Raw genomic sequence first — 22013 nt, 5'->3', positions numbered from 1 at the left:
AAACCCTGATAAGGGCTACGGAGGAAATAAGACATGCCACGTAAAAAAGTTATTACTGATGAAATGATGCTGGATTTTGGTTTTCAGTATCTCAATACTTATGGATTTGAAAAATTTACAGCTCGTGATGTTGCGCAAAAGTTTGGCATTTCGACGCAACCCATTTATGGTGCCTTTAAAAATATGGAGAACTATAAGCGAGCTGTTTTGAAACATGTCTTCCACTATATGTTTGATGTCAAACTTAATGAAAAATATGCGGATGATCCATTGGTCTCTTTATGTATCGCTTTCATCCGATTTTCTGAAGAAAACCCTAATCTTTATAGAGCTCTCTTCGTTGAAGGTTTTGCCCGTAATCACTTAATGTTTGATTATTCTCTTGAGAATTACAAAAAAATTGTTGCTAACTCTAGTCAATATCAAAATTTAACAGAGGAACAAATTGATGCGCTTCACATCCGTTCATGGATTGTCGTCAATGGAATGGCTGCTTCAAGTATCGCAGGTATTCGAACTTATTCAAATGAGTATCTGATCACTATATTTGAAGAAATTATCAACTATATTCTCAATAACCCTAATATCGTACCAATTTCTCGATAAGTAAGATAAAAGGTGTCAAATAGGAGATTAGGAGGTCTAAAAAAATGGATAATCAAACGTTTGTTGAACGAGTGGCTCAGTATTACACGATTGATGACTATACGAATTATGCTGTCATCTACTTTAAAAGTAATGAGATTGAGCCCATGAAGCAAGTCAAGCTTTATAAAACAGACGATCCCAATCTGGCCCATGCTTTCAAGCACTATATTGCTACTTTCGATGTCAAACAACTGACTGAAGCTAAGTGGCTGGTCGATCCTGAATATTGGTTGGAAAAAGTGATTACACCTGATTTAGTCGAACAATTCTATGTGGATTGGTTGGCAGAACTCAAAACCTTGCAATCCAATATTGAAAAATGATGTTAAACCAATATCAAAAAAAATGATGCCGAAGAATCGGCATCATTTTTTGATAAAGGGATTGGTTAAGCTGCTACTTTCGATAATCGAGACATCTGTATTGAAATCTCTGAGGATTTGTGCCACTTTTTTAACAAATAGCACTTCGATATGGTGACCCGGATCAATGGCCAAAAGCCCTTCAGAAAGCATATCATGGGCTGTATGATAATAAATATCCCCAGTCACATAGACGTCTGCATGTTTCGCAATGGCATCTGGATAAAATTTGCCACCACTACCACCACAAATGGCGACACGCTTGATTTCCTGACTCATATCCTGATCGTAAGAGATAACTGATAAGCCAGATAAACCAAAGACTGACTTCACTTTCTCGCTAAAATCACCTAGGGTTTGCGGTTGGATGTTGCCAACACGCCCCAAACCAAAGTCAGTTAGGTTTTCAGTTTCTGTGACATCCAGTAGGTCACAAAACCAGTCATTGAGGCCGTTTTCAACGATATCAATATTAGTATGGCTAGTATAAACGGCAATTCCTGCACGCGCCAAATCTAGGATAATTTTTTGCTGTGTGTCTTGATCCGTTAGATTATCTAGTGGTCTAAAAATCACAGGATGCTTGGCCAAAATCACGTCAGCATTTTGTTCTATTGCTTCCTGGACGGTTTGTTCACGAATATCTAACGTGACCATGACCTTTTGAATGTCTTTGTTGAGAGTACCAATTTGCAGACCAACTGGATCATCTGCCATGGCAAGCTCTTTAGGACAATAAGCTTCATATCGCGCGAAAAAATCACTAGCTAACATTTAAAACCTCCTTGATTTTAGCAATCTTTGCTGAAAATTCGGCTTGTTTTTGTTGGGCTGATGCTGGAATCTTTGATAAAATCTCTTGGTTGGCTGCTAACTCTGATGCCCATTTTTCAAGAAAAACTGTTGATTTTTCTTGCAGTAGAAAAGGTCCAAAGCAGAGTTCAGCTTCCGTTAATCTATCTACAGATTGACCTGGATGTGCCACGATAATCTCGTAAATCTTGTCATTTTCAGCTAGGATTTTTTCATCAGAAATCGTGAAATCGTGTGCCTGCAACCATGTTCTCAAATGACGTTCGCCGTTATTAGGCTGTAAGATCATGGTTGAGACCTGACACAACTTATCGCGACCATCTTCCAGAATTTCTGCGATCAAATGACCACCCATACCGGCAATCGTAATCGTGTTCACACCGTCTGTTGTTGGCTCAAAAGCAGCTAAACCGTTTGCCAATCTGACTGAGATTTGATCTTGTAAGCCTGCAGATTGGACATTGGCCACAGCACTCTCGTAAGGACCTTTAACAACTTCTCCAGCAATCGCCTTGTTTATCCGACCAGTCTTCACTAAATGAATCGGTAGATAGGCATGATCACTTCCAACATCTAGCAAAATAGCATCTTGTGGAACAAATTCACCGACTTGTGTCAGGCGTTGTGATAATTTTTCATTTTTCATTTTAAAACAGTTTTTTCTCCAAAGTGACAATAGGGTAGAACAGGGCAGGCAACACATTTCGGTGACCGTGCCGTACAGTGATAGCGACCAAAGAAAATCAAGCGATGATGAGTTACCACCCAATCTGATTCAGGTACAACCTTCATCAACTTCTCTTCTACTTCTGTGACGGTCGCCGATTGTTTGATCAGCTGCAGGCGTTTCGACACACGTTCGACATGCGTATCCACAGCAATTCCAGGAATCCCAAAAGCATCCCCCAGCACAACATTAGCCGTTTTTCGACCGACGCCAGGCAAGGTCTGTAGTAGGTCTTTATCTCTCGGAATCTCACCCCCAAACTCATTCTCGATCATCTCAGCCGTTCTGACGATATTTTTAGCCTTACTGCGATACAGGCCAATGGTCTTGATTAAGTTTTCAACGTCTGAAACCTCTGCTTGAGCTAGGCTTTGACTGTCTGGGTATTTGGCAAAGAGTGCTGGTGTTGCCTTGTTGACACCTTTATCTGTCGCCTGAGCTGACAAAATCACTGCTATCAACAGTTGAAAAGGCGTTTCTGCATCTAATTCACCATGGGCCTCAGGAAACATGTCAGCGATAATCGCTAGTACTTCTAAAAATTTCTTCTTACTGAGCATTGTCATACCCCCAAGCCTTGCGTAGGCTATCGACTGAATTAAAGTAATCCTCTGAGAGTGTAGTGTCGCTTTGTTGCTCTACTTGGCGCATCTCACGCGCTTCACGATTATCGGCAATATCACGCGCCGTCACAATACCATCGTTACGCCAGTTACGCAAAATCGCACGGATATAAGGCAGAGAGACTTTCCGATTCAGTGCTGCTTCGCGTAATGCTTGGAGAATTAAGTCTGCTTCAAATTTATCATCCGTCAACCACTTCTGTAGTTCTTCAATGTTAATCGGTGTCAAACCACCTGGCATTTCAGGCTCAAAAGCTGCAATCAAACGAGCGATATCAGAAATGCCTGATACTTCGTCATCTACTTTTGAATCTTTTGCTGATGTTGGGTTGCTTGCAACTGCCAAGAGATCATCTAATTTAGCAAATGCTGGACGCGTATCAAAACGCATCTCACCCGTTGTCTCATCAAACTCAGCTGTCAATATGTTTGAATCCGTCAAAAGATTGATGGCTTGATTGACATCTGCTGTCGTCATCTTTAAAAAACTAGCAATTTGACTAGGTGCCAATGATTCATTGCCATAAAAATAAAGCCATACATTGAAACTCACCAGTGTCGGGAAAATATCTAAAATATGCGTTAATATCGCCTGTGGTAGGACGATATTTTTTTTGAATTGGTCGTAATATGTCATGATTTCATTATACCAAAAAACCACGGTAAACGAGGTTAAATATTATAAGATTCATATTTAGCAAGTACCATCAGTTATCAGAAATATCAACGATAAAATCAATCTTGTCCTAGTGCTTTGATGGCTTGACTTGTTTTCTGCAAATTTCGATAACTTTGTTCAAAGTGTTCTGAAACATACATGTAAAAGAGAATATCAACAACGTAGAGTTGTGCCATTAAACTCATGGTAGCTGCTGTTCTCATTTGGAAATCTTCTCCAGAAATGGAGTGAAGGACATAATCAGACAGCTGACCTAAAGTAGACTTTTCATTTGAGGTAATGGCAATCATAGGCACTTGCATTGATTTAACAACGTTCGCTAGTTCGATGACTTCTTTTGTTTCACCTTTCATTGATATCCCGATAAATGCAGCTTGATCTTTTTGAACAGAGAGGGAAGAAACTAAAAGATGTGTATCTTGTAAGAAGTAAACTTGTTTCCCGATTCTACTAAATTTTTGGAATATATCTTGTGCCACAATGGCTGAAGCGCCAATACCAAAAACAAAGATGACTTCAACTTTATCTAAGCAAGAAACGACCGAGATCATCGTTTCATCAGATAATGCTGTATTCGTCGTCTCTACCATATGGTTAATGCGAACTTTTAATTTGTTTTTAATGGATAAAGGTGTTTCAGCATCGCTGACTTCATCATAGTAACGGTCATCTTCTGCATGCATGGCATAGGCGGCACTTAATTTTTGTTTAAATTGGGAAAAGCCATCATAGCCTAGTTTTCTAGAGAATCTAACTAATGACGCAGACGAGCTCCCCAGTTTCTTGGAAACTTCTTGTGAGCTCATCTCTAAAATAGCCTCTCCAGACTCAAAAACATAATCTGCTATCCGTTTTTCGACAGCGCTTAGACTAGAATATCTTTCTCTTATTAACAGTAAAGTATCCATTACGCCTCCATTCCTTATTTAATTATAACAAAGAGGCTGGCATAAACCAACCTCTTCTATTTAATAAATATTATGGTTGGATAGTTAAGAGTACTTGTCCTTTATCAACAGTATTTTTAGCATCAATACTTATAGCTTTATAAGAATTTGAATTCGTTACAACAATTGGCGTTATCATTGATAAACCTGCAGCTTTAATTTTATCAAGATTGACTCGTATTAATAAGTCACCTTTCTTCACACGTTCATTTTGTTTGACAAAACTTTCAAAGCCCTCACCATTTAATTCGACAGTGTCCATACCGATATGAATTAAAATTTCAACACCATCATCACTAGTCACACCAATTGCGTGTTTAGTTGGAAAGACAGTCGTGACAATACCATCTACTGGTGAGTTAACTTGTCCATTTGTCGGCTCAATCGCGATGCCATTACCTAGCATACCACTAGAAAAAACTTCATCTTCAACCTCAGACAAATCTTTCACTTTACCTGTCATTGGTGCATAAACAGTAGAGCGCTCAAATGCAGGTGTTGTCACCACACGCAAAGTTGGTTGTAGTGTTTCCATTTGAACGTTTTTACCAAAATTGTCTGCTTTCATTTTTGCATCTTTTGGAATACCGAAGAAATATGTCGCAAGGAAGCCACCAATATAAGCACCAACTAGTCCTAAAAGATAGATTATCCATTTTCCGTGAGCAATTAAGGGAATTAAAGCGACACCACTAGGACCTGTTGCAATAGCACCAACGTTACCGAAGAATCCGATAATTGCACCACCAATACCACCACCGATACAGGCTGTGATAAATGGTCTACCCATTGGTAAAGTAACACCATAAATCAAGGGTTCACCAACACCAAGAATACCTACTGGTAAAGCGCCTTTAATATTTTGAACAAGTGTGCGATCTTTTCTAAGTTTAGCCCAAATTGCCAATGCAGCACCGACTTGGCCTGCTCCTGCCATCGCCAAAATTGGAAGTAAATTAGTTTGACCCGTTTTAGCGATCATTTCCAAATGAATTGGTCCTAAAATTTGGTGTAGCCCCAACATCACCATTGGCAAGAAGGCAATACCTAATACAAAGCCAGAGAAGGCACCACCAATATTTAAGATACCATTAATACCACCGATAAGATGATCTGAAACAAAGCCAGCAAGTGGCATGATTAAGAAAATTTCTAATAGACCGATAATAATCAAACTAATCGTTGGTGTGACAATGATATCTACTGACTCAGGTACAACTTCGTGAAGTTTCTTTTCTACGATTGAAAGTAACCAAACAGCTAGTAAAACGCCTAGCATCCCACCTTGTCCTGCTGAAAGTGGTTGACCTGTGAAAATGTTTTTGATTGGATTTTCTGGGTTCATGCCTGTTAACATGACCACGCCACCAATAACCCCACCAAGTGTTGGTGTTGCACCAAATTCATTAGCAGCATTGATGCCGACATAAATCGTCAGGTAGGCAAATAAAGCATTTTTCAAGATATTCATGATATCAATATACTGCTGCCATGTTGCTGCATTGAGACCACCTGCAACAACTAAATTTGATAGAACAGCCGCAATACCTGCAACAATCCCTGTTCCGACAAAAGCTGGAATCATTGGAACAAAAATATTTGAAATTGATTTTAAGACTGATTTTAATTTTGAAGGTTTATTATATTTTTCTTTTGCAGCCGCTTTATTAGCTAAAGACTGTTCTTCAAAGCTCAAACCACCACTATTTGGGAAAGTTTCTCCGAGCTTGACGCCGACCATGTCAACCATTTTCTTAGCGACTTTATTGACCGTTCCAGGACCTACAACAACTTGTAGTGTGTCATCTTCAACAATCCCCATAACACCATCAATTGCTTTTAGACCAACTAGGTTAACCTTTGAATTGTCAATAATTGTCATACGGACACGTGTCATACAGTGAATAACTTTTCTGACATTCTGTTCGCCACCAACATTTTCATAGATCTCTTTTGCGATACGTGCAATCTTTTCTTCTGCCATTTGTTTTCCTCTCCCATTCCTCTTAAGATTATTAATTTAATGTCTGTTTAACAAAACCATTCGCTTTAGCTAGTTTTTCGCGTCCTTCCTCTGCACTTGAGTCTGTTAATATCATGACGATTGCAAGTTTAACATCTTGATTGGCCTCCTCAAATTTTGCTTCAGCTTGTTCATAGGTACATTCCGTTGCTTGCATAATGATACGCTTACTGCGTTCCACTAATTTTTTATTTGTTGGTTTTACATCCACCATCAAATTATTATAAACTTTACCAATACCGATCATTGCAACTGTTGAGATCATATTCAAAATTAATTTTTGAGCTGTACCTGATTTTAATCGCGTTGAGCCTGTTAAAAATTCTGGTCCACAGTCCACTTCTATCGGTAATGTTGCATGTTTAGAAATCTCAGCATCCTTGTTACATGATAGACTAGCTGTGGTTGCACCAACTTCACTTGCATAATCTAGCCCACCAATTACATAAGGTGTTCTGCCACTTGCAGCAATGCCAATAACCGTATCATTGGAATTCAAGTTTAAATCAATTAAATCCTGACGTCCCAACTCTAAACTATCTTCTGCCCCCTCTACTGCAACGGTCATGGCTTGATCCCCCCCTGCAATCAAACCAATCACTTGTGTCGCTGGAACACCAAAGGTTGGGACACATTCAGCAGCATCTAAAACGCCTAAACGACCACTCGTTCCGGCCCCCATATAAATTAACCGACCACCTTGCTTAAAGGATTGAATCACTGCATTTGTCACAGGTTCAACCTCTGGTAATACTTCGGCAACAGCTTGAGCAACTTTTTGGTCTTCTTGATTCATTTTATAAGTCGCTTCATGAACACTCATCTGATCAAGATTAAAGGTTTCTGTATTTCTGCGTTCTGTTGTTAGTGTAGATAAATCAATCATCTTGCTTCTCTTTTTCTATTCTATATTTTTGTCCTGGTCCAATGTAATCAAGTAAGTCTGTGTCTTCAGCAACAATACACCCTACACGATTAACTTTTGAATCCGCTACCAATTCTGTTTTGACGACTTGAATTTCTCCCATATAGCGACCGTAGTCACAATTATCAATTGTGATTGCCCCTTTTTTTCTGACTACTGTATTCTCAGGCTGTATATCTGGGATAGTCTTAAATCTTGCATTGGCGCTTCGAATCACATCTCTTGCAGCATCTTGCCTATTTTCATGTTCACCTTGGACATGCCTAAAATCAGCTGTCTCAGATCTGGCCCTTAAAAGAACTGTTTGATCATTGATATACTGAGTAAGCTGTAAAGCCGTTGTCTCTTGTAAACCACCATCTCCAACATAAATATGGTCAACAGCCATCCGTTCCATATCTAGCAAAGCAGCCAGAGGATGTAAAAAGCGATGTACTTCTAATGTTGGTAACCCCAAATACAAAGGATGTCTGAGATCTGCATCACCTGGGACAAATGCCATTACCTTAAAACCATGTTGCTTTAGAAAATTATTTTTTTCAATGAAGTCTTGGTGGGAAAGTCCTGTTTCTGGACGCGGATAGTAATTATGCCAGGCCTCCAAATGATTGAAATTCGCATTATTTTCTTTTAATTCATCAATATCTTGTTGCGTTATGGTGCTGGCATTTAAACTGATTGTAATTGTATGACTAGCCTTTGAAATGATAGCATTACTAATATGATAATCCATTCTTAAACCAGTCACACCGATTGCTTTCAGTTCAGCTAAGTTGTCAAAAGAGAAACCCGACCTACTTAAAGCATCACCAGAAATATCAACCATTAACTTCAAATGATGCGTTTGCGCAAAATTTCCTAAATCTGTCAATCTCTTTTTATAGAGATTAACATCATCCTCAGGAATATGCATCGAGGTAAAGATACCCTTAAAGCCACTATTGGCCATTTTCGCAATGTATAAACACTTTGCTTCCTCTAAATCTGAGTTCATTATAATCGAGAAACCATACATGTTTTACCTCCTTTTGAAATATTATTTCATGTTTATAAATATATTATACATCAAAAGAATTATAATTTCAATAGTTTGTTTATTTTTTTTCAAAAAAGAAATAATATTTCAAAAGGATCATCTAAAAAACCACGATCAACGTGGTTAAAGATTATAATATTCAAATTTTGCAAGTTCCCGCAAGTCATAGGGGGTATCTTGATAAACAGCATAGTTAAGCCAATTTGAAAAGAAGAGGCTAGCCGCACTTGACCAGGTCATGCGAGGTTTTTGGGTTGGATCATCATTTGGATAATAAGCTTCTGGCACAAGATCCTCACCAAATTCAAGTTTATCGCGCTGATATTCAAAATCTAAAGTCATCCGATCGTACTCTAAATGACCAAAGCTATAGATTTCCCGCAAATTTTTCTTAGCCACAATAGATAGACCTGACTTTTCGCCATATGACAAGATGTCAAATCCATGAGGTAAATCACTAGCAAGTGTCTCAGTACTCCGAGAATGTGGTGCAACAAACTCATCATCAAAGCCACGAAATAGAACATGTTTGGGATTTTCTACCGTCTGGTGATAAACACCCCACAACTTTTGATCTAAGGCATGTTTAGAGATGCCATAACGCGCATAAAGACCTGCCTGTGCCCCCCAACAGATATGCAAGGTTGAGTAAACATGAGAACGAGACCAATCTAAAATCTGATGTAATTCATCCCAATAGTCAACTGCTTCAAATGCCAGATTTTCAACAGGTGCACCTGTCACAATCATCCCATCATAATAGTCCGCTTTGATATCATCAAAACTTTTATAGAAGGTATCTAGATGATTCTGCGTAATATTTTTAGATTTATGCGTCATCATATGCAGAAAATCAACATTAATTTGAAGTGGTGTATTGGATAGTAAGGCTAAAATTTGTGTTTCTGTGACCATTTTGCGTGGCATCAGATTAACCACCAAAATGTTCAAGGTTCTAATATCTTGTTGCGCAGCTCTCGCTTCGTCCATCACAAAGATATTATCGGCTTCTAACAGTTTAACAGCTGGTAGCTGACTATTGACTTTTACAGGCATCCAATCCCTCCTTTACCTAGTATCATTGCTCTATTTTACCATGATAAAGCATCGTTTCAAACTATGATGAAATTATAGTTAGTTATAAAAAAAAACTATACAGTGATAGTTTTTAGTCATTTAAGCGTTGATATAGTGGGAACAAAGCCTCAAATGTCTCTAAAATATAAGCTTGAGGATCTTCCTGCCAAATCGTCGACTCTCGGGAAATAATCCGTCCGATTTCGAATTCCCCTTTCTTCACATCGTGCAAGCGCTGAATTCCTTTCTCTAACCCTTCCGTCACCGAGAAAAATTCAGGTTTGGTATGATCCAAAGAATAGACAAAATCCTCCGGAAAATCATGATGTTTTGCTAGATCATCCGCGTACTGCTCACGTTTTGCAGGGTTATCAATGATAGATAAATACATAAAGACATAGTTATCCCAAATACCCAACTGTAAATGAGCCTGAGACTTGTAGCCACGCTTGCTATCAGAAATCGCCGACCAAGTATTTTCAGGCGCATATCGCGTGCGTCTTCGATGTTGCGCAATATGAACAAATGTCTCATGCTCAACAAAAGCACTCAAACGCGTCGAAACCTCTGTCATGATATCTGCAAAAATCGGTTGGATATTGGCACGAATGGCAACCATTCGCTCATCTAAGCCTTCAACATCAAAAACCTTAAACGAATCGTCGTTAAAAACTTTCACTAGAAACTCCTTCTTTTCATTAAAAGCGAAAGAAGATGATGCCCGCACCATCTTCTAACACCACAATTAATCTCACTAACCTTGGTAAACAATCTCACCATCACAAATGGTATAAGCAATCACACCTTGCAGTTGATCACCAACAAAAGGCGAGTTGCTGGCTTTTGAGGCAAAATCATCTGCAACTTCACGCGTAACATCTGCATCAAAAATCACAAGGTCAGCTGGCCCATTTTCAGCGAGATACCCCGCATCCAAATCTAAGACCCGAGCTGGATTACTAGTCATCTTCTCAAGTAAAGCCATAACAGACAGATAACCTGGCGTAACCAAATGTGTTAAACCAAGCGATAGTGATGTTTCAAGACCGGTCATACCAGATGGTGCTTTTGTAATTTCTTGCTCTTTTTCTGCATGGGTATGCGGCGCATGATCCGTTGCAATCACATCAATCGTACCATCCTGCAAGCCAATAATCAATTTCTCAATATCAGATGTCCGACGCAATGGTGGATTGAGTTTCGCATTGGTACCATGTGTCAAAATCGCATCTTCAGTTATCGAAAAATGCTGAGGTGTCACTTCTGCTGTGATCCTCGCCCCCATCGCCTTAGCAAATCGGACGATATCGACCGATTCCCCTGCAGACAAATGTTGAAAATGTACACGCGCCTTTGTATCTAAGGCTAGCATCGCATCACGCGCCACCATACTATACTCAGAAACCGTCGGTGCACCCGTCACACCACATTGATGCGCAACTGCACCATCGTTAATCCCCAAAACACCTGTTAATTGCGGATCTTCTTCATGCAAGGCCAAAATCGTGTCGAAGTCGACAGCTTTTTGCATGGCCTTACGCACCTGACCTGCGTCCGTGAACGGAATCCCATCGTCAGAAAAACCAACCGCACCTGCTTTTAAAAGTGCCTCAAAATCCGTCAGCGTTTGCCCATCAAACTTATCGGTAATGGTCGCAACACTCTTAACATGAATGTTTTCACGTGACGCAGATGACAGAACCTCTGTCAAAGTTTCAACAGTTGAAACAGTCGGATTCGTATTGGCCATCATGACGACAGTCGTAAATCCACCACGCGCAGCAGCAAGACTACCTGTATGAATATCTTCCTTATGTGTCTGACCAGGTTCCCGAAAATGGACATGAATATCAATCAAGCCAGGCGCAACAATTTTACCAGTCGCATCAATGATTTCAGCATCTTCTCTAGTTAAATCTTGCCCAATCGCAACAATTTTCTGACCATCAATCAAAATATCAGCCAACGCATCAAATTGACTTTTGGGATCTATCACACGGCCATTTTTTATGAGTTTCATTTTGGGTCCTTTTCTATCTAGCGCCTACTACAGGTCAATGACTTGATTTTAATCTCGCCAAGTGTTTTGATTTTCCTTGAACTTTTTCAACAATTCTAACTCATCAGCATTAACATAACCGATTTCTTTAGCAATCTCAATCAAATCAGAATAATTTGACAAGGTAATTAAAGGTAGATTGGCTTTCTCAAAGTTTTCAATACCACGTGGTAATTCATAGGTGAAGATGGCTGCAACCCCTAAGACATCAGCACCTTCACGACTTGCAGCTTCAGCTGTCCCAATCACAGAACCACCAGTTGAAATCAAGTCTTCGATAATCACCATTTTTTGATTTTCAGTAATGCGACCTTCAACCTGATTACCTGCACCATGGTCTTTGGCTTTAGAGCGGATATAAACCATTGGCAAATCAAGAATTTCAGCAACCCAAGCAGCATGTGGGACACCACCAGTTGCAGCACCTGCAATCACTTCAACATCAGGAAACTCAGCACGAATACGCTCAGCAAAACCTTTTGCAATGCGACGGCGTACTTCTGGATAAGAGATCGTGATCCGGTTATCGGTATAAATTGGAGATTGGATACCGCTCGCCCAAGTAAAGGGATCATTGGGTTGGAGGAAAACGGCCTTAATATCGAGTAAGTCTTTAGCGATGTCGCGGGATAGTGTTTGCATGTTGTGCTCTCTTTCAAAAATTTGTTTGTTACCATTTTATCATAAGATCGATTGGAAATGGTTGAGTTTTCATAAATTTACTTAATCTTGTTGAAATTCTTTTTCAACGGCACCCAAGGCAGCATTGAAAACTTGATCCATGTCGTAGTATTGATAATTACCCAAACGGCCACCCATGATGACCTTGTCAAGTTGTTTCGCTTCAGATCGGTATTGTTTGAACAAAGTCGAATTCCTCTCATCATTTACTGGGTAATAAGCTTCTTTACTACGATCCCAGACTTGTGGATATTCTCGTGTCAAAATAGAAACATTGTCATCACCTTTTTGATCGAAATGACGCCATTCCATAACCCGTGTATAAGGTGTTTCTGCATCTGTATAGTTGATCACGGCATTCCCTTGCGCGTTATCAGTCGGTAAAACCTCAGACTCAAAACGAAGACTGCGGTACTCTAACTCGCCAAATTTGTAATCAAAAAATTGATCAATCATACCTGTGTAGACAACACGTGGAAATTCTTCTAAATAAGTTGCCTTATCATCGAAAAAGTCAGTATCCAGTTGGACATCAATCAAATCACTATCTAGCATTTTATCAAAAATCGCTGTATAACCATCCACAGGCACACCTTGATAACGGTGATTAAAATAATTATTATCAAAGGTAAAACGTATCGGTAAGCGACGAATAATGAAGCTAGGTAGCTCAGTCGCCTTGCGTCCCCATTGTTTTTCCGTATAGCCCTTAATCAGTTTCTCGTAGATATCAGTCCCGATGAGTGAGATAGCCTGTTCTTCAAGATTCTTAGGTGCTCCTGTAATCTTAACTGCCTCACACTGCGCTACAATTTTTGCCTGAGCTTCAGCTGGCGTTTTAACACCCCACATTTGATAGAAAGTGTTCATATTAAAGGGCAGGCTATACAAATCTCCTTTGTAATTTGCGACAACTTGGTTAATATAGCTGTTAAATTCGGTGAATTGGTTAACGTAATCCCAAACAAATTTGTTATCCGTATGGAAGATATGTGCACCGTAATCATGGACATTGATGCCGTTTTCTTTATGGGTGTGCATATTCCCACCGAGATGACTACGACGTTCAATGATTAAGCTACGCTTGCCTCGATCTGCTGCTTCATGGGCAAAAATAGTACCGAATGGACCTGCACCAACAATTAGATAATCATATTTTTTCGTATTGTGGTGCACGATTCCTACTCTCCAAGTTCTTCAGATTTTTCTAGCCACAGCTCTTCAACAGCTTCTTTTTCTGCCATAACCGCATCCAATTCTTTTTGTAAATCACCCAATTTTACAAAGTCTTCTGATGACACAACCATTTGTTCATGCAGTTCAGCGATTGTTACATCGAATGCCTGTAACCGCTCATCCAAGGCTGAGATTTCTCGTGTCAATTTCCGACGACATTTTTGATCATCTTTCGAGGCTTGATAACTAGACGGCGCCACTTGTTCTGAGACTAGCTCATTTTCTGTTGCTAGAAGTGTAGCAATTTCAGCTTCCTCAGCCTTCTTCTCCAAGTAATAGTCGTAATCACCTAGATATAGCTTACTGCCTTCGGCAGATATTTCAAGGACTTTATCAGCAACTCTGTTGATGAAGTATCGGTCATGGCTGACAAATAATAGTGTCCCATCAAAATCGATGAGGGCATTTTCCAATACTTCACGACTGTCGATATCTAAGTGGTTGGTTGGCTCATCAAGTACCAAGAAATTATCATTTTGCATGGATAACTTAGCCAAAAGTAACCGTGCTTTTTCACCACCAGATAACATGCCAACAGCTTTTTGGACATCATCGCCTGAAAAGAGGAAAGCGCCCAGACGGTTTCGAATCTCAACCTCTGGAACAAGGCTATGGTCTTTCCAAAGTTCTTCTAAAACTGAGTTAGAAGGTGTCAAGTCACGTTGCTCTTGATCGTAATACCCCATGGCAACATTAGCCCCTAATTTGACTGTCCCATCAATCAAAGGAATCTTGCCAACGATAGATTTGATTAGGGTTGATTTCCCAATCCCATTAGGACCGACAATCGCAATTGAATCATATTTACGTTCATCTAGGTTAATCGGACTAGATAAGACTTCTTTATCATAACCAACAGCACCATTTTCAACAGTTAAGACGACATTGCCTGATTCAAGAGCTGGTGAAAAGGTAAAATGCGCTGATTTTTCATTGGCCAAAGGTTGATCCAAGCGTTCCATTTTCTCAAGTTTTTTACGTCTTGATTGGGCACGTTTAGTCGTCGACGCACGCGCGAGATTTCGATTAACAAAATCCTCTAGGCTAGCAATTTCTTTTTGCTGTTTGTCATATTGTTTAGCCTGTGTCGCGAGTTTTTCAGCTTTAAGTTCAATATATTTACTATAATTACCGATATACTTTTCAAGCTTGCCACGTGACAACTCTAGGGTCTCAGTCGTCACTTTATCTAGAAAATAACGGTCATGACTGACAATTAGAATTGCGCCACGGTAGTTTTTCAAATAGTTTTCAAGCCATAATAAGGTTTCGATATCCAAGTGATTGGTCGGCTCATCAAGAATCAAAAAGGCTGGGTTTTCAAGCAATATCTTAGCCAGGGCTAAACGTGTTTTTTGACCACCTGATAAACTAGAAACAGACTGCGTCCAAAACGTCTCATCAAATTTGAAACCATTTAAGACGTTTTTGATATCAGATTCATAGGTAAAGCCTTTATTTTGGCGAAATGTTTCAGTCAGACTATCATAACGAGACATTAAGCTGGCTAGATCAGCACCCGTTAACTCTCCCATTTGCGCTTCCATCTGGCGTAATTGTTTTTCTTGGCTTATTTGTAGGTCAAAAACACTCAGCATTTCAGCATATATCGTTCGCTCTGACGAAAAGTCTGCCTCCTGTGCGAGATAAGACATGGTTAAATTTTTAGTTTTTGAAATCTCACCTGAGCTTGGTGTCTCGACATCTGCAATGATTTTCAGCAGGGTCGATTTCCCTGCACCATTGCGGCCGACGAGCGAGACCCGCGAATTATCTTGGATCGTAAAATTTATCTTTTCAAACAGGACATCTGCACCAAACGTCCGTGAAATATTGTTCCCTTGTAATAAAATCATAGGTCTATTTTACCATAAATTAGGCTGTTTTTCTAATCGTCTAGTCTATTTTGTTTGACAACTTCACAAACTTTTGGTAATCTATTCACAAAGAATACTGATGGAGGTCTTTACTTTTATGGTCGTAACAAAATTTAACGAGGTCTTACCTAAGGCAACTGCCAAACGTTTGCCCCAATATTATCGCATTTTTAAGCAGTTTGTCTCAGATAAGGTAGATCGAACCAACTCTCAGGCTATTGCTGCGAAATTAGGTGTAGACTCTGCCACTGTCAGACGTGATTTTTCATTATTTGGCGAACTTGGTAGACGGGGCTATGGTTATGATACGACTGCCCTTCGTGACTTTTTTGGTAACTTATTAGGGGACTCAGCCGAAACAAATATCGCCCTTGTCGGTGTGGGGAACTTAGGTCGCGCTTTGATTAACTACCGCTTCCACGATCGCAATAAGATGCGGATCACCCAAGCCTACGATGTTGCGGGAAACCCGCTCGTTGGAACAAAGACCGATGATGGTGTTCCAATCTATAATATCTCAGACATTCAAAAGAATCTTGCAGATGCTAATATTGAGACTGCGATCATCTCTGTCCAATCAGATCGCGCTCAAGAAGTTGCTGACCTTTTAATTGCTGCTGGCATTAAAGGTATTCTCAACTTCACACCAAGACGCCTGCAAGTACCCGAGAATATCACAGTTCAATCTGTTGACTTAACCAGTGAACTTCAAACGCTCTTATTTTTCATGCAAGATAAAAAAGAAACTGCAGATAAACTATGACAACATTACACCCTATCATTGGTGTTGCCGCAAATGAACGACGTGATGCAGGGGATGACATGGGGCACATGGCTATTTCCTATAATCCTTCGGGTTATATAAAGGCAGTTCAGCTTGTTGGCGGTTTGCCAATCATGATTCCTATTGGTGACCCCATGAACGCCAAGCGCTATATTTCAATGATTGATAAACTGGTTCTAGCAGGTGGTCAAAATGTTGCGCCAGAATTTTATGGTGAAGTCGAAACAATCAAGTCTAACGACTATAATCGTGAACGAGACGCTTTTGAAATTGCACTGATTAACGAAGCTATCAAACAAAACAAGCCAATCGTTGGTGTTTGTCGCGGGATGCAATTAGTTAATGTCGCCCTTGGTGGGTCGCTCAATCAACATATCCACCACCATTGGCAAGAAAAACCAATGACCCAGACTTCTCATGATGTCTTAATTGATAAGCACTCGCCACTTGATCAAATATATGGACGAAAAGCACATGTCAACTCCTTTCACCGGCAAAGTCTCAAACAGATTGCACCACAGCTTGAAGTTATCGCCAAATCATTGAATGACCATGTCGTAGAGGCTGTGCAATCAATTGATCCACATCTTCGTTTTCTAGGTGTTCAGTGGCATCCAGACTTCATGTATAATGTACGTGATGAAGACTTAGCTTTCTTTCGTTACGCTGTTTATAATCTATAATTACACGTTCTTCATCTGAACGTGTTTTTTTCTGAGCTTTTTTTAAAATCAAAACATCAAGCCACTTTCTTGAAATGAAAAGTAGCGCTGTTGTCCAACAATGATATGATCAACCAAGTTTACGCCGATATAATCACAGGCATTTTCCATTCGCTCCGTAAAAACAACATCTGCATCTGATGGTCTAGGGTCACCAGACGGATGATTATGGGTAATTAAAATCCCAGCTGCCAAAGTTTTAACTGCAAAATGTAAAATTTCACGAGGATTAGCACTAGCTGAATTGACAGTGCCAACAAAGATCGTCCGCTTTTTGATGATTTGATTTCTACCATCTAGATAGACTGCTACCAAATGTTCCTGATCAAAGTCTGACATCTCATCCATCAATGTCCTTGCAAATTGCTGAGCGCCCTTGACTTGGCCATATCGCTTGCGTTCAGTCGACTGAATACGTTTGCCAAGCTCCATCATAGCTCGGATTTCAACCGCTTTACTTTCGCCAATTCCTGGAATTTGCATGAGTTCCTCAATACTAGATCTACGAAAATTTTCTAACGTTTCAAAATGACTCAAAATTTGACCCGATAGATCCAAAACAGAAGATCGAGCGGTACCTGTTCTCAGTAAGATTGCTAGTAATTCTTGATCCGATAAATACTTTTCGCCAAGTGTTCTCAAACGTTCACGTGGTCTCATGGGGTAATCTGCTTCTCTTATTTCATACATATTTTTATCCTCTATCTATTTATACGAAAAAAAGAGTGATTTGCTTACCCTTTTTAATATTTTTTAATAATTTCTGACTATTGCCAAAATAGTTAGTTTGTGTTTTAATAGATAATGTCAAAAGTTTTTGACATTTTATATCAAAACTAGTGGCCTCTATTTTGATCATCTTATATAGCTTCATATCTGACTGAAAGACTTTAGTGCGCGGATGGTACCCCTTGGACGGGGGCGTAAGTGGAAGTCAATATTTTAAGAAGTAAACTCGCAGAAAGGGCAAGACTTGTGACTAAAAAACTAGTAGGTATCATCTTCTTTGTCATCCTCATCGTCTCGTCAATCTTTATCGGTCTTGTCGATCTTCCTATTTTTGAATTAGGAACTTGGACAAGCCGTCAAAATCTTGTCTTATTGTCGTCAAGATTACCACGGACCTTGAGTCTAGTGATTGCTGGTGCAAGTGTTAGTGTTTCTGGTCTTGTGATGCAAAATCTGATGCAAAATAAATTTGTATCACCAAACACTGCCGGTACCATGGATAGTGCCAAGCTAGGGATAGTCTTTGTCATGATCTTTCTGCCCAATGCGCCACTTTTGATGCGAACAAGCGTTGCATTCGGCTTTGCGTTCTTGGGAACATGCCTATTTTTACTCCTATCACGCTATTTACCTAGTAAAAATACGATTTTAATTCCCTTAGTTGGGATTATGTTCGGGAATATCGTTGGGAGTATCGCGACTTTCTTTGCCTATCAGCATCAACTGCTACAGAATATGGCATCATGGTTACAAGGTAACTTTTCTGTTGTGATGCGAGGTAACTATGAATTGCTTTACTTATCAATTCCTTTATTTATCGTCATTTATCTCTTTGCCTACCAGTTTACCATCATGGCAGCTGGTCAAGAGATGGCAACCAACCTCGGCATCTCCTACCAAAAAATGCGTCTCTTTGGCATTGGGATTATTGCCCTTTCCTCAAGCATTGTTCTCGTCAGCGTTGGCAACATTCCCTTTTTAGGGATTATCGTTCCTAATCTGGTGAGCCTTAAATTTGGTGATCAAATGAAAAATAATCTACCACTCACCGCCTATTTCGGGGCAAGCTTCCTCTTAATTTGCGATATGATTGGTCGGATTGTCATTGCCCCTTACGAGATTTCAGTCAGTTTAGTTGTCGGTGTCCTAGGCAGCGTTTGTTTTATCGCCCTGTTACTCAAAGAAAGTCGCAGGTATGCTTAAATGACTCGAAAACTAACCCATCTCACGCTAGGTCTTGCGGTATTAGCCGCTTGCGCCCTCTTTATGACCTATCAAACCTACGGGAACCTTGACTTTGCTATCACTTTGCGGGGCAAAAAAATGCTAGCTTTTATTTTAGTCGGGATTGCTTGCAGTTTTTCAACGATTAGCTTCCAGACTCTGACCCAAAATAAACTGCTAACACCCAATATTCTCGGTATTGATTCATTCTACGTCTTGATTCAAACCTTGTCTATCTTTGTCTTTGGCAGTCAAAGTCTTTCAAAAGCGACTAATATCTGGGACTTTTTACTGACCATCCTCTTGATGATCTCACTCAGTACCTATCTCGCTTTCACCCTCCTCAAAAAATTTAAGCAAAACCTTTTTCTATTTTTAATGATTGGCATGATTCTAGGAACATTTTTTAACAATGTCAGCAGTTTCATGCAAGTCATCCTTGATCCAAATGAATATGATCATCTACAAGGTAAGCTATTTGCTAGCTTTAGTAATGTCAAACCGGATCATTTAGGGCTTGCAACCATCTTAATCGGCTTACTCTGTCTCTTTTTATGGTGGCTCGCACCCCAACTGGATGTCCTGCATCTAGGTAACGACCATGCCGTTAATCTAGGCATTGATTTAAGAGGACTTCAGTTGATGAGCTTATTTGCCATTACTGCGCTTGTCGGTATCTCAACAGCCCTTGTTGGACCGACAAGTTTCCTCGGCTTCATCGTGGCCAATATTGCCTACCAGCTCATGAAGACCTATCGGCATCGAGAGCTATTCCTTGCTGGTAGTTTAATCGCTATTCTCCTGCTGATTTTGGGTGAGTTTATGGTCGAGCATATCTTTAGCTTTAACACGACCCTCAACGTCATCATCGAATTTACAGGGGGATGCTACTTTATCGGGCAAATCTTATACGAAAGAAATGGTAACAAAAGATGAAAATAGAAAGCTTATCGAAATCGTTTGGTAAAAAGCCCATTCTAAAAGAGATTGATTTGACCATTAAAAAAGGCAAATTAACTGCTTTTATCGGACCAAACGGCGCTGGCAAATCAACACTTCTCGCTAGCATGAGCCGACTCATTGGCATTGAAGCTGGCCATATCTATCTGGATGGTCAGGAACTCAAAGCATTCAAATCACGTGAACTCGCACAGAAATTAGCCATTTTAAAGCAGATGAATCATCTCAATATGCAAATTTCCGTTCGTGAACTCGTTGCTTTTGGTCGCTTTCCCTATTCTAAAGGGCAACTCACTGCTAATGACCAGACTAAAATCCAAACTGCAATTGAGCAACTTGGCATGCAAGACTTAGCCGATGATAATATCCAAAATTTATCTGGCGGTCAGCTCCAACGCGCTTACATTGCTATGATTTTAGCTCAGGATACTGACTATATTTTACTGGATGAACCCTTAAATAATCTGGACATGAATTATGCGCTACAGATGATGCAGCTCTTGCAAAATTTGGTACGCGATTATGGCAAGACTGTTGTTATCGTGTTACATGATATTAATTTTGCTGCGAGTTTCGCTGATGACATCGTTGCCATGAAGTCTGGTACCATTTTTGCCCATGATAAGACGACTAATATTATCAATGAGCCTGTCTTGAATGACTTGTATGATATGACGATTCGCATCGAAGAAATTGATGGTAAAAAATTCTGTCTCTATTTTTAGAGCATCTTAACTATAATAACGAAGATAAGGAAATAACATAATATGAAACTTAAGAAACTAATCACGGCTTTCACTGGTGTTTTGCTCGTTGCTACGCTTCTTGCAGCTTGTGGCAGTAAAAAAGAAGCTGATTCGTCTCAAAAAGCCAAAACAGATACGATTGAAGTTGTTGGCGCTGACGGTAGCAAAGTTAAAGTTCCTAAAAACCCTAGCAAGGTCGCTGTTTTTGACAATGGCTCACTTGACACAATTCAAGCGCTTGGCGAAGGAAAATCTGTCGTTGGTGTTGCTAAGAAAAATCTACCTGACTACCTGAAAGAATTTAAAAATGTTGACAGTATCGGTGGTTTGAAAGAACCAGATTTAGAAAAAATCAATGCTCTCAAACCACAATTGATCGTGATTTCAGCGCGTCAACAAGGCTTCAAAGCTGATCTAGAAAAAATCGCACCTGTCCTAGATTTGTCAATGGATAACAAGAAGGTTTGGGAATCTACACAATCACATATTTTAACACTTGCAAGTATTTATGGTAAAGAAGCTGAAGCTAAAAAACAAATCGAAACTTTGAAAACAAATATCGATGCTGTTAAAAAGAAAGCTGAAGGTTCTGGTTTGAAAACTTTAACCCTCATGACAAATGAAGGCCAAGTTGCCGCTTTTAGTGAAGGCTCACGTTATGCCATTATCAATGATACTTTTGGTTTCAAGAGCGTCGATGAAACAATTAAAGCCTCTACACATGGTCAAAGCGTTTCTTATGAGTATGTCCTTGAAAAAAATCCAGATGTCATTTTCTTCATTGATCGCACGAAAGCTGTCGGTGGTGACTCAAAAGAAGCTAGTCTAAAAGATAACGAATTAGTTAAACAAACAACTGCCAGCAAAAATGGTAAAGTTGTTGAACTCAACGCTTCTATTTGGTACTTAAGTGGTGGTGGACTCCAATCAACACAACTCATGCTTGATGAAGTGGCACAAGCTTTGAAATAAAGCTGAACATTTATATCAAAAAACATGTCAGGCATCTGCCTGACATGTTTTTTGACCATTTACGTATTGTTTTACCAAAAGAATACTGATTTGATAAAGAATCAGAATTTTTTGACCAATTTTGCATTCTTTGCTACGATCAATTATGATGCTGTCTAGTTCA

23 protein-coding genes are annotated in these 22013 nt (G+C 39.7%); 8 read left to right on the top strand and 15 right to left on the bottom strand.

Features of this window, described 5'->3' with window-relative positions; all coding sequences use genetic code 11:
* The first annotated feature begins 33 nt into the window (after positions 1-33).
* Positions 34-606: a TetR/AcrR family transcriptional regulator gene (locus LRA01S_RS01765; protein ID WP_061773931.1), complete on the top strand. Its 573-nt coding sequence runs from the start codon at positions 34-36 to the stop codon at positions 604-606.
* A 44-nt stretch (positions 607-650) separates the two neighbouring features.
* Positions 651-971, top strand: coding sequence for a hypothetical protein (locus LRA01S_RS01760; protein ID WP_061773930.1), 321 nt, complete (start codon positions 651-653; stop codon positions 969-971).
* A gap of 42 nt (positions 972-1013) precedes the next feature.
* Here the strand turns inward: LRA01S_RS01760 and LRA01S_RS01755 are convergent, their stop codons facing one another.
* The 14 genes from LRA01S_RS01755 to LRA01S_RS01690 form a co-directional block, all read right to left on the bottom strand.
* The gene (locus tag LRA01S_RS01755; RefSeq protein WP_061773929.1) at positions 1014-1784 is read right to left on the bottom strand and encodes a Nif3-like dinuclear metal center hexameric protein; all 771 of its coding nucleotides are present in this window, start codon (positions 1782-1784) and stop codon (positions 1014-1016) included.
* Entirely contained in the window at positions 1774-2469 is a 696-nt protein-coding gene (locus LRA01S_RS01750; protein ID WP_061773928.1) for a tRNA (adenine(22)-N(1))-methyltransferase, read from the bottom strand. Before LRA01S_RS01750 ends, LRA01S_RS01755 begins: the two co-directional genes overlap by 11 nt.
* Positions 2466-3110 (bottom strand): endonuclease III, encoded by a 645-nt coding sequence (nth, locus tag LRA01S_RS01745; RefSeq protein ID WP_061773927.1) that lies wholly within the window; start codon positions 3108-3110, stop codon positions 2466-2468. The genes LRA01S_RS01750 and nth overlap by 4 nt, the downstream gene beginning before the upstream one ends.
* Positions 3100-3810, bottom strand: a complete 711-nt coding sequence (locus tag LRA01S_RS01740; protein WP_061773926.1) for a DnaD domain-containing protein — start codon at positions 3808-3810, stop codon at positions 3100-3102. The genes nth and LRA01S_RS01740 overlap by 11 nt, the downstream gene beginning before the upstream one ends.
* Positions 3811-3908: 98 nt before the next feature.
* Entirely contained in the window at positions 3909-4760 is an 852-nt protein-coding gene (locus tag LRA01S_RS01735) for a MurR/RpiR family transcriptional regulator (RefSeq protein WP_061773925.1), read from the bottom strand.
* A 70-nt stretch (positions 4761-4830) separates the two neighbouring features.
* Positions 4831-6783, bottom strand: coding sequence for a glucose PTS transporter subunit IIA (locus tag LRA01S_RS01730; RefSeq protein ID WP_082785346.1), 1953 nt, complete (start codon positions 6781-6783; stop codon positions 4831-4833).
* Between the two features lie 31 nt (positions 6784-6814).
* Positions 6815-7708 carry an N-acetylmuramic acid 6-phosphate etherase gene (gene murQ, locus LRA01S_RS01725; RefSeq protein ID WP_061773924.1) on the bottom strand — a complete coding sequence of 298 codons (894 nt, stop codon included), beginning with the start codon at positions 7706-7708 and terminating at the stop codon, positions 6815-6817.
* The gene (locus tag LRA01S_RS01720) at positions 7701-8762 is read right to left on the bottom strand and encodes a DUF871 domain-containing protein (RefSeq protein ID WP_061773923.1); all 1062 of its coding nucleotides are present in this window, start codon (positions 8760-8762) and stop codon (positions 7701-7703) included. Before LRA01S_RS01720 ends, murQ begins: the two co-directional genes overlap by 8 nt.
* 144 nt (positions 8763-8906) lie before the next feature.
* Positions 8907-9839 (bottom strand): homoserine O-succinyltransferase, encoded by a 933-nt coding sequence (locus LRA01S_RS01715; protein WP_061773922.1) that lies wholly within the window; start codon positions 9837-9839, stop codon positions 8907-8909.
* Between the two features lie 112 nt (positions 9840-9951).
* Positions 9952-10539 (bottom strand): DUF1054 family protein, encoded by a 588-nt coding sequence (locus LRA01S_RS01710; protein ID WP_061773921.1) that lies wholly within the window; start codon positions 10537-10539, stop codon positions 9952-9954.
* A gap of 75 nt (positions 10540-10614) precedes the next feature.
* Complete coding sequence (locus LRA01S_RS01705) at positions 10615-11880, bottom strand: dihydroorotase (protein ID WP_061773920.1); 1266 nt, start codon at positions 11878-11880, stop codon at positions 10615-10617.
* 48 nt (positions 11881-11928) lie between these two features.
* Positions 11929-12561, bottom strand: a complete 633-nt coding sequence (gene pyrE / locus LRA01S_RS01700; protein WP_061773919.1) for an orotate phosphoribosyltransferase — start codon at positions 12559-12561, stop codon at positions 11929-11931.
* Positions 12562-12642: 81 nt separating this feature from the next.
* Positions 12643-13776 (bottom strand): UDP-galactopyranose mutase, encoded by a 1134-nt coding sequence (glf, locus tag LRA01S_RS01695; protein ID WP_061773918.1) that lies wholly within the window; start codon positions 13774-13776, stop codon positions 12643-12645.
* Between the two features lie 5 nt (positions 13777-13781).
* Positions 13782-15692 (bottom strand): ABC-F family ATP-binding cassette domain-containing protein, encoded by a 1911-nt coding sequence (locus LRA01S_RS01690; protein WP_061773917.1) that lies wholly within the window; start codon positions 15690-15692, stop codon positions 13782-13784.
* A 118-nt stretch (positions 15693-15810) separates the two neighbouring features.
* Between LRA01S_RS01690 and LRA01S_RS01685 the strand changes: the two genes are divergently transcribed.
* Together LRA01S_RS01685 and LRA01S_RS01680 are read left to right on the top strand one after the other, a co-directional pair.
* Positions 15811-16476: a redox-sensing transcriptional repressor Rex gene (locus tag LRA01S_RS01685; protein ID WP_061773916.1), complete on the top strand. Its 666-nt coding sequence runs from the start codon at positions 15811-15813 to the stop codon at positions 16474-16476.
* Complete coding sequence (locus LRA01S_RS01680) at positions 16473-17180, top strand: gamma-glutamyl-gamma-aminobutyrate hydrolase family protein (RefSeq protein WP_061773915.1); 708 nt, start codon at positions 16473-16475, stop codon at positions 17178-17180. Before LRA01S_RS01685 ends, LRA01S_RS01680 begins: the two co-directional genes overlap by 4 nt.
* Before the next feature lie 48 nt (positions 17181-17228).
* On the opposite strand, the gene radC is transcribed toward LRA01S_RS01680, so the two are convergent.
* Positions 17229-17909 carry a RadC family protein gene (radC, locus tag LRA01S_RS01675; RefSeq protein WP_061773914.1) on the bottom strand — a complete coding sequence of 227 codons (681 nt, stop codon included), beginning with the start codon at positions 17907-17909 and terminating at the stop codon, positions 17229-17231.
* A 285-nt stretch (positions 17910-18194) separates the two neighbouring features.
* On the opposite strand from radC, the gene LRA01S_RS01670 reads away from it, so the two are divergent.
* The 4 genes from LRA01S_RS01670 to LRA01S_RS01655 are packed head-to-tail and all read left to right on the top strand — an operon-like array spanning position 18195 to position 21850.
* On the top strand, positions 18195-19151 hold the full coding sequence (locus tag LRA01S_RS01670) for an ABC transporter permease (protein ID WP_061773913.1): 957 nt from the start codon (positions 18195-18197) through the stop codon (positions 19149-19151).
* Positions 19152-20108: an iron chelate uptake ABC transporter family permease subunit gene (locus tag LRA01S_RS01665; protein ID WP_061773912.1), complete on the top strand. Its 957-nt coding sequence runs from the start codon at positions 19152-19154 to the stop codon at positions 20106-20108.
* Positions 20105-20857, top strand: coding sequence for an iron ABC transporter ATP-binding protein (locus LRA01S_RS01660; RefSeq protein ID WP_061773911.1), 753 nt, complete (start codon positions 20105-20107; stop codon positions 20855-20857). Before LRA01S_RS01665 ends, LRA01S_RS01660 begins: the two co-directional genes overlap by 4 nt.
* 42 nt (positions 20858-20899) lie before the next feature.
* Positions 20900-21850 (top strand): siderophore ABC transporter substrate-binding protein, encoded by a 951-nt coding sequence (locus LRA01S_RS01655; protein ID WP_061773910.1) that lies wholly within the window; start codon positions 20900-20902, stop codon positions 21848-21850.
* The last annotated feature ends 163 nt before the right edge of the window (positions 21851-22013 follow it).

It is taken from the genome of Pseudolactococcus raffinolactis NBRC 100932, assembly GCF_001591765.1.
Taxonomy (GTDB): domain Bacteria; phylum Bacillota; class Bacilli; order Lactobacillales; family Streptococcaceae; genus Pseudolactococcus; species Pseudolactococcus raffinolactis.
This window is presented reverse-complemented; position numbering and strand designations above follow the sequence as displayed.

Coding starts and splice junctions, on each gene's coding strand:
- LRA01S_RS01765 (WP_061773931.1), top strand. CDS start 34: ATGCCACGTAAAAAAGTTATTACTGATGAAATGATGCTGGATTTTGGT.
- LRA01S_RS01760 (WP_061773930.1), top strand. CDS start 651: ATGGATAATCAAACGTTTGTTGAACGAGTGGCTCAGTATTACACGATT.
- LRA01S_RS01755 (WP_061773929.1), bottom strand. CDS start 1,784: ATGTTAGCTAGTGATTTTTTCGCGCGATATGAAGCTTATTGTCCTAAA.
- LRA01S_RS01750 (WP_061773928.1), bottom strand. CDS start 2,469: ATGAAAAATGAAAAATTATCACAACGCCTGACACAAGTCGGTGAATTT.
- nth (WP_061773927.1), bottom strand. CDS start 3,110: ATGCTCAGTAAGAAGAAATTTTTAGAAGTACTAGCGATTATCGCTGAC.
- LRA01S_RS01740 (WP_061773926.1), bottom strand. CDS start 3,810: ATGACATATTACGACCAATTCAAAAAAAATATCGTCCTACCACAGGCG.
- LRA01S_RS01735 (WP_061773925.1), bottom strand. CDS start 4,760: ATGGATACTTTACTGTTAATAAGAGAAAGATATTCTAGTCTAAGCGCT.
- LRA01S_RS01730 (WP_082785346.1), bottom strand. CDS start 6,783: ATGGCAGAAGAAAAGATTGCACGTATCGCAAAAGAGATCTATGAAAAT.
- murQ (WP_061773924.1), bottom strand. CDS start 7,708: ATGATTGATTTATCTACACTAACAACAGAACGCAGAAATACAGAAACC.
- LRA01S_RS01720 (WP_061773923.1), bottom strand. CDS start 8,762: ATGTATGGTTTCTCGATTATAATGAACTCAGATTTAGAGGAAGCAAAG.
- LRA01S_RS01715 (WP_061773922.1), bottom strand. CDS start 9,839: ATGCCTGTAAAAGTCAATAGTCAGCTACCAGCTGTTAAACTGTTAGAA.
- LRA01S_RS01705 (WP_061773920.1), bottom strand. CDS start 11,880: ATGAAACTCATAAAAAATGGCCGTGTGATAGATCCCAAAAGTCAATTT.
- pyrE (WP_061773919.1), bottom strand. CDS start 12,561: ATGCAAACACTATCCCGCGACATCGCTAAAGACTTACTCGATATTAAG.
- LRA01S_RS01690 (WP_061773917.1), bottom strand. CDS start 15,692: ATGATTTTATTACAAGGGAACAATATTTCACGGACGTTTGGTGCAGAT.
- LRA01S_RS01685 (WP_061773916.1), top strand. CDS start 15,811: ATGGTCGTAACAAAATTTAACGAGGTCTTACCTAAGGCAACTGCCAAA.
- LRA01S_RS01680 (WP_061773915.1), top strand. CDS start 16,473: ATGACAACATTACACCCTATCATTGGTGTTGCCGCAAATGAACGACGT.
- radC (WP_061773914.1), bottom strand. CDS start 17,909: ATGTATGAAATAAGAGAAGCAGATTACCCCATGAGACCACGTGAACGT.
- LRA01S_RS01665 (WP_061773912.1), top strand. CDS start 19,152: ATGACTCGAAAACTAACCCATCTCACGCTAGGTCTTGCGGTATTAGCC.
- LRA01S_RS01660 (WP_061773911.1), top strand. CDS start 20,105: ATGAAAATAGAAAGCTTATCGAAATCGTTTGGTAAAAAGCCCATTCTA.
- LRA01S_RS01655 (WP_061773910.1), top strand. CDS start 20,900: ATGAAACTTAAGAAACTAATCACGGCTTTCACTGGTGTTTTGCTCGTT.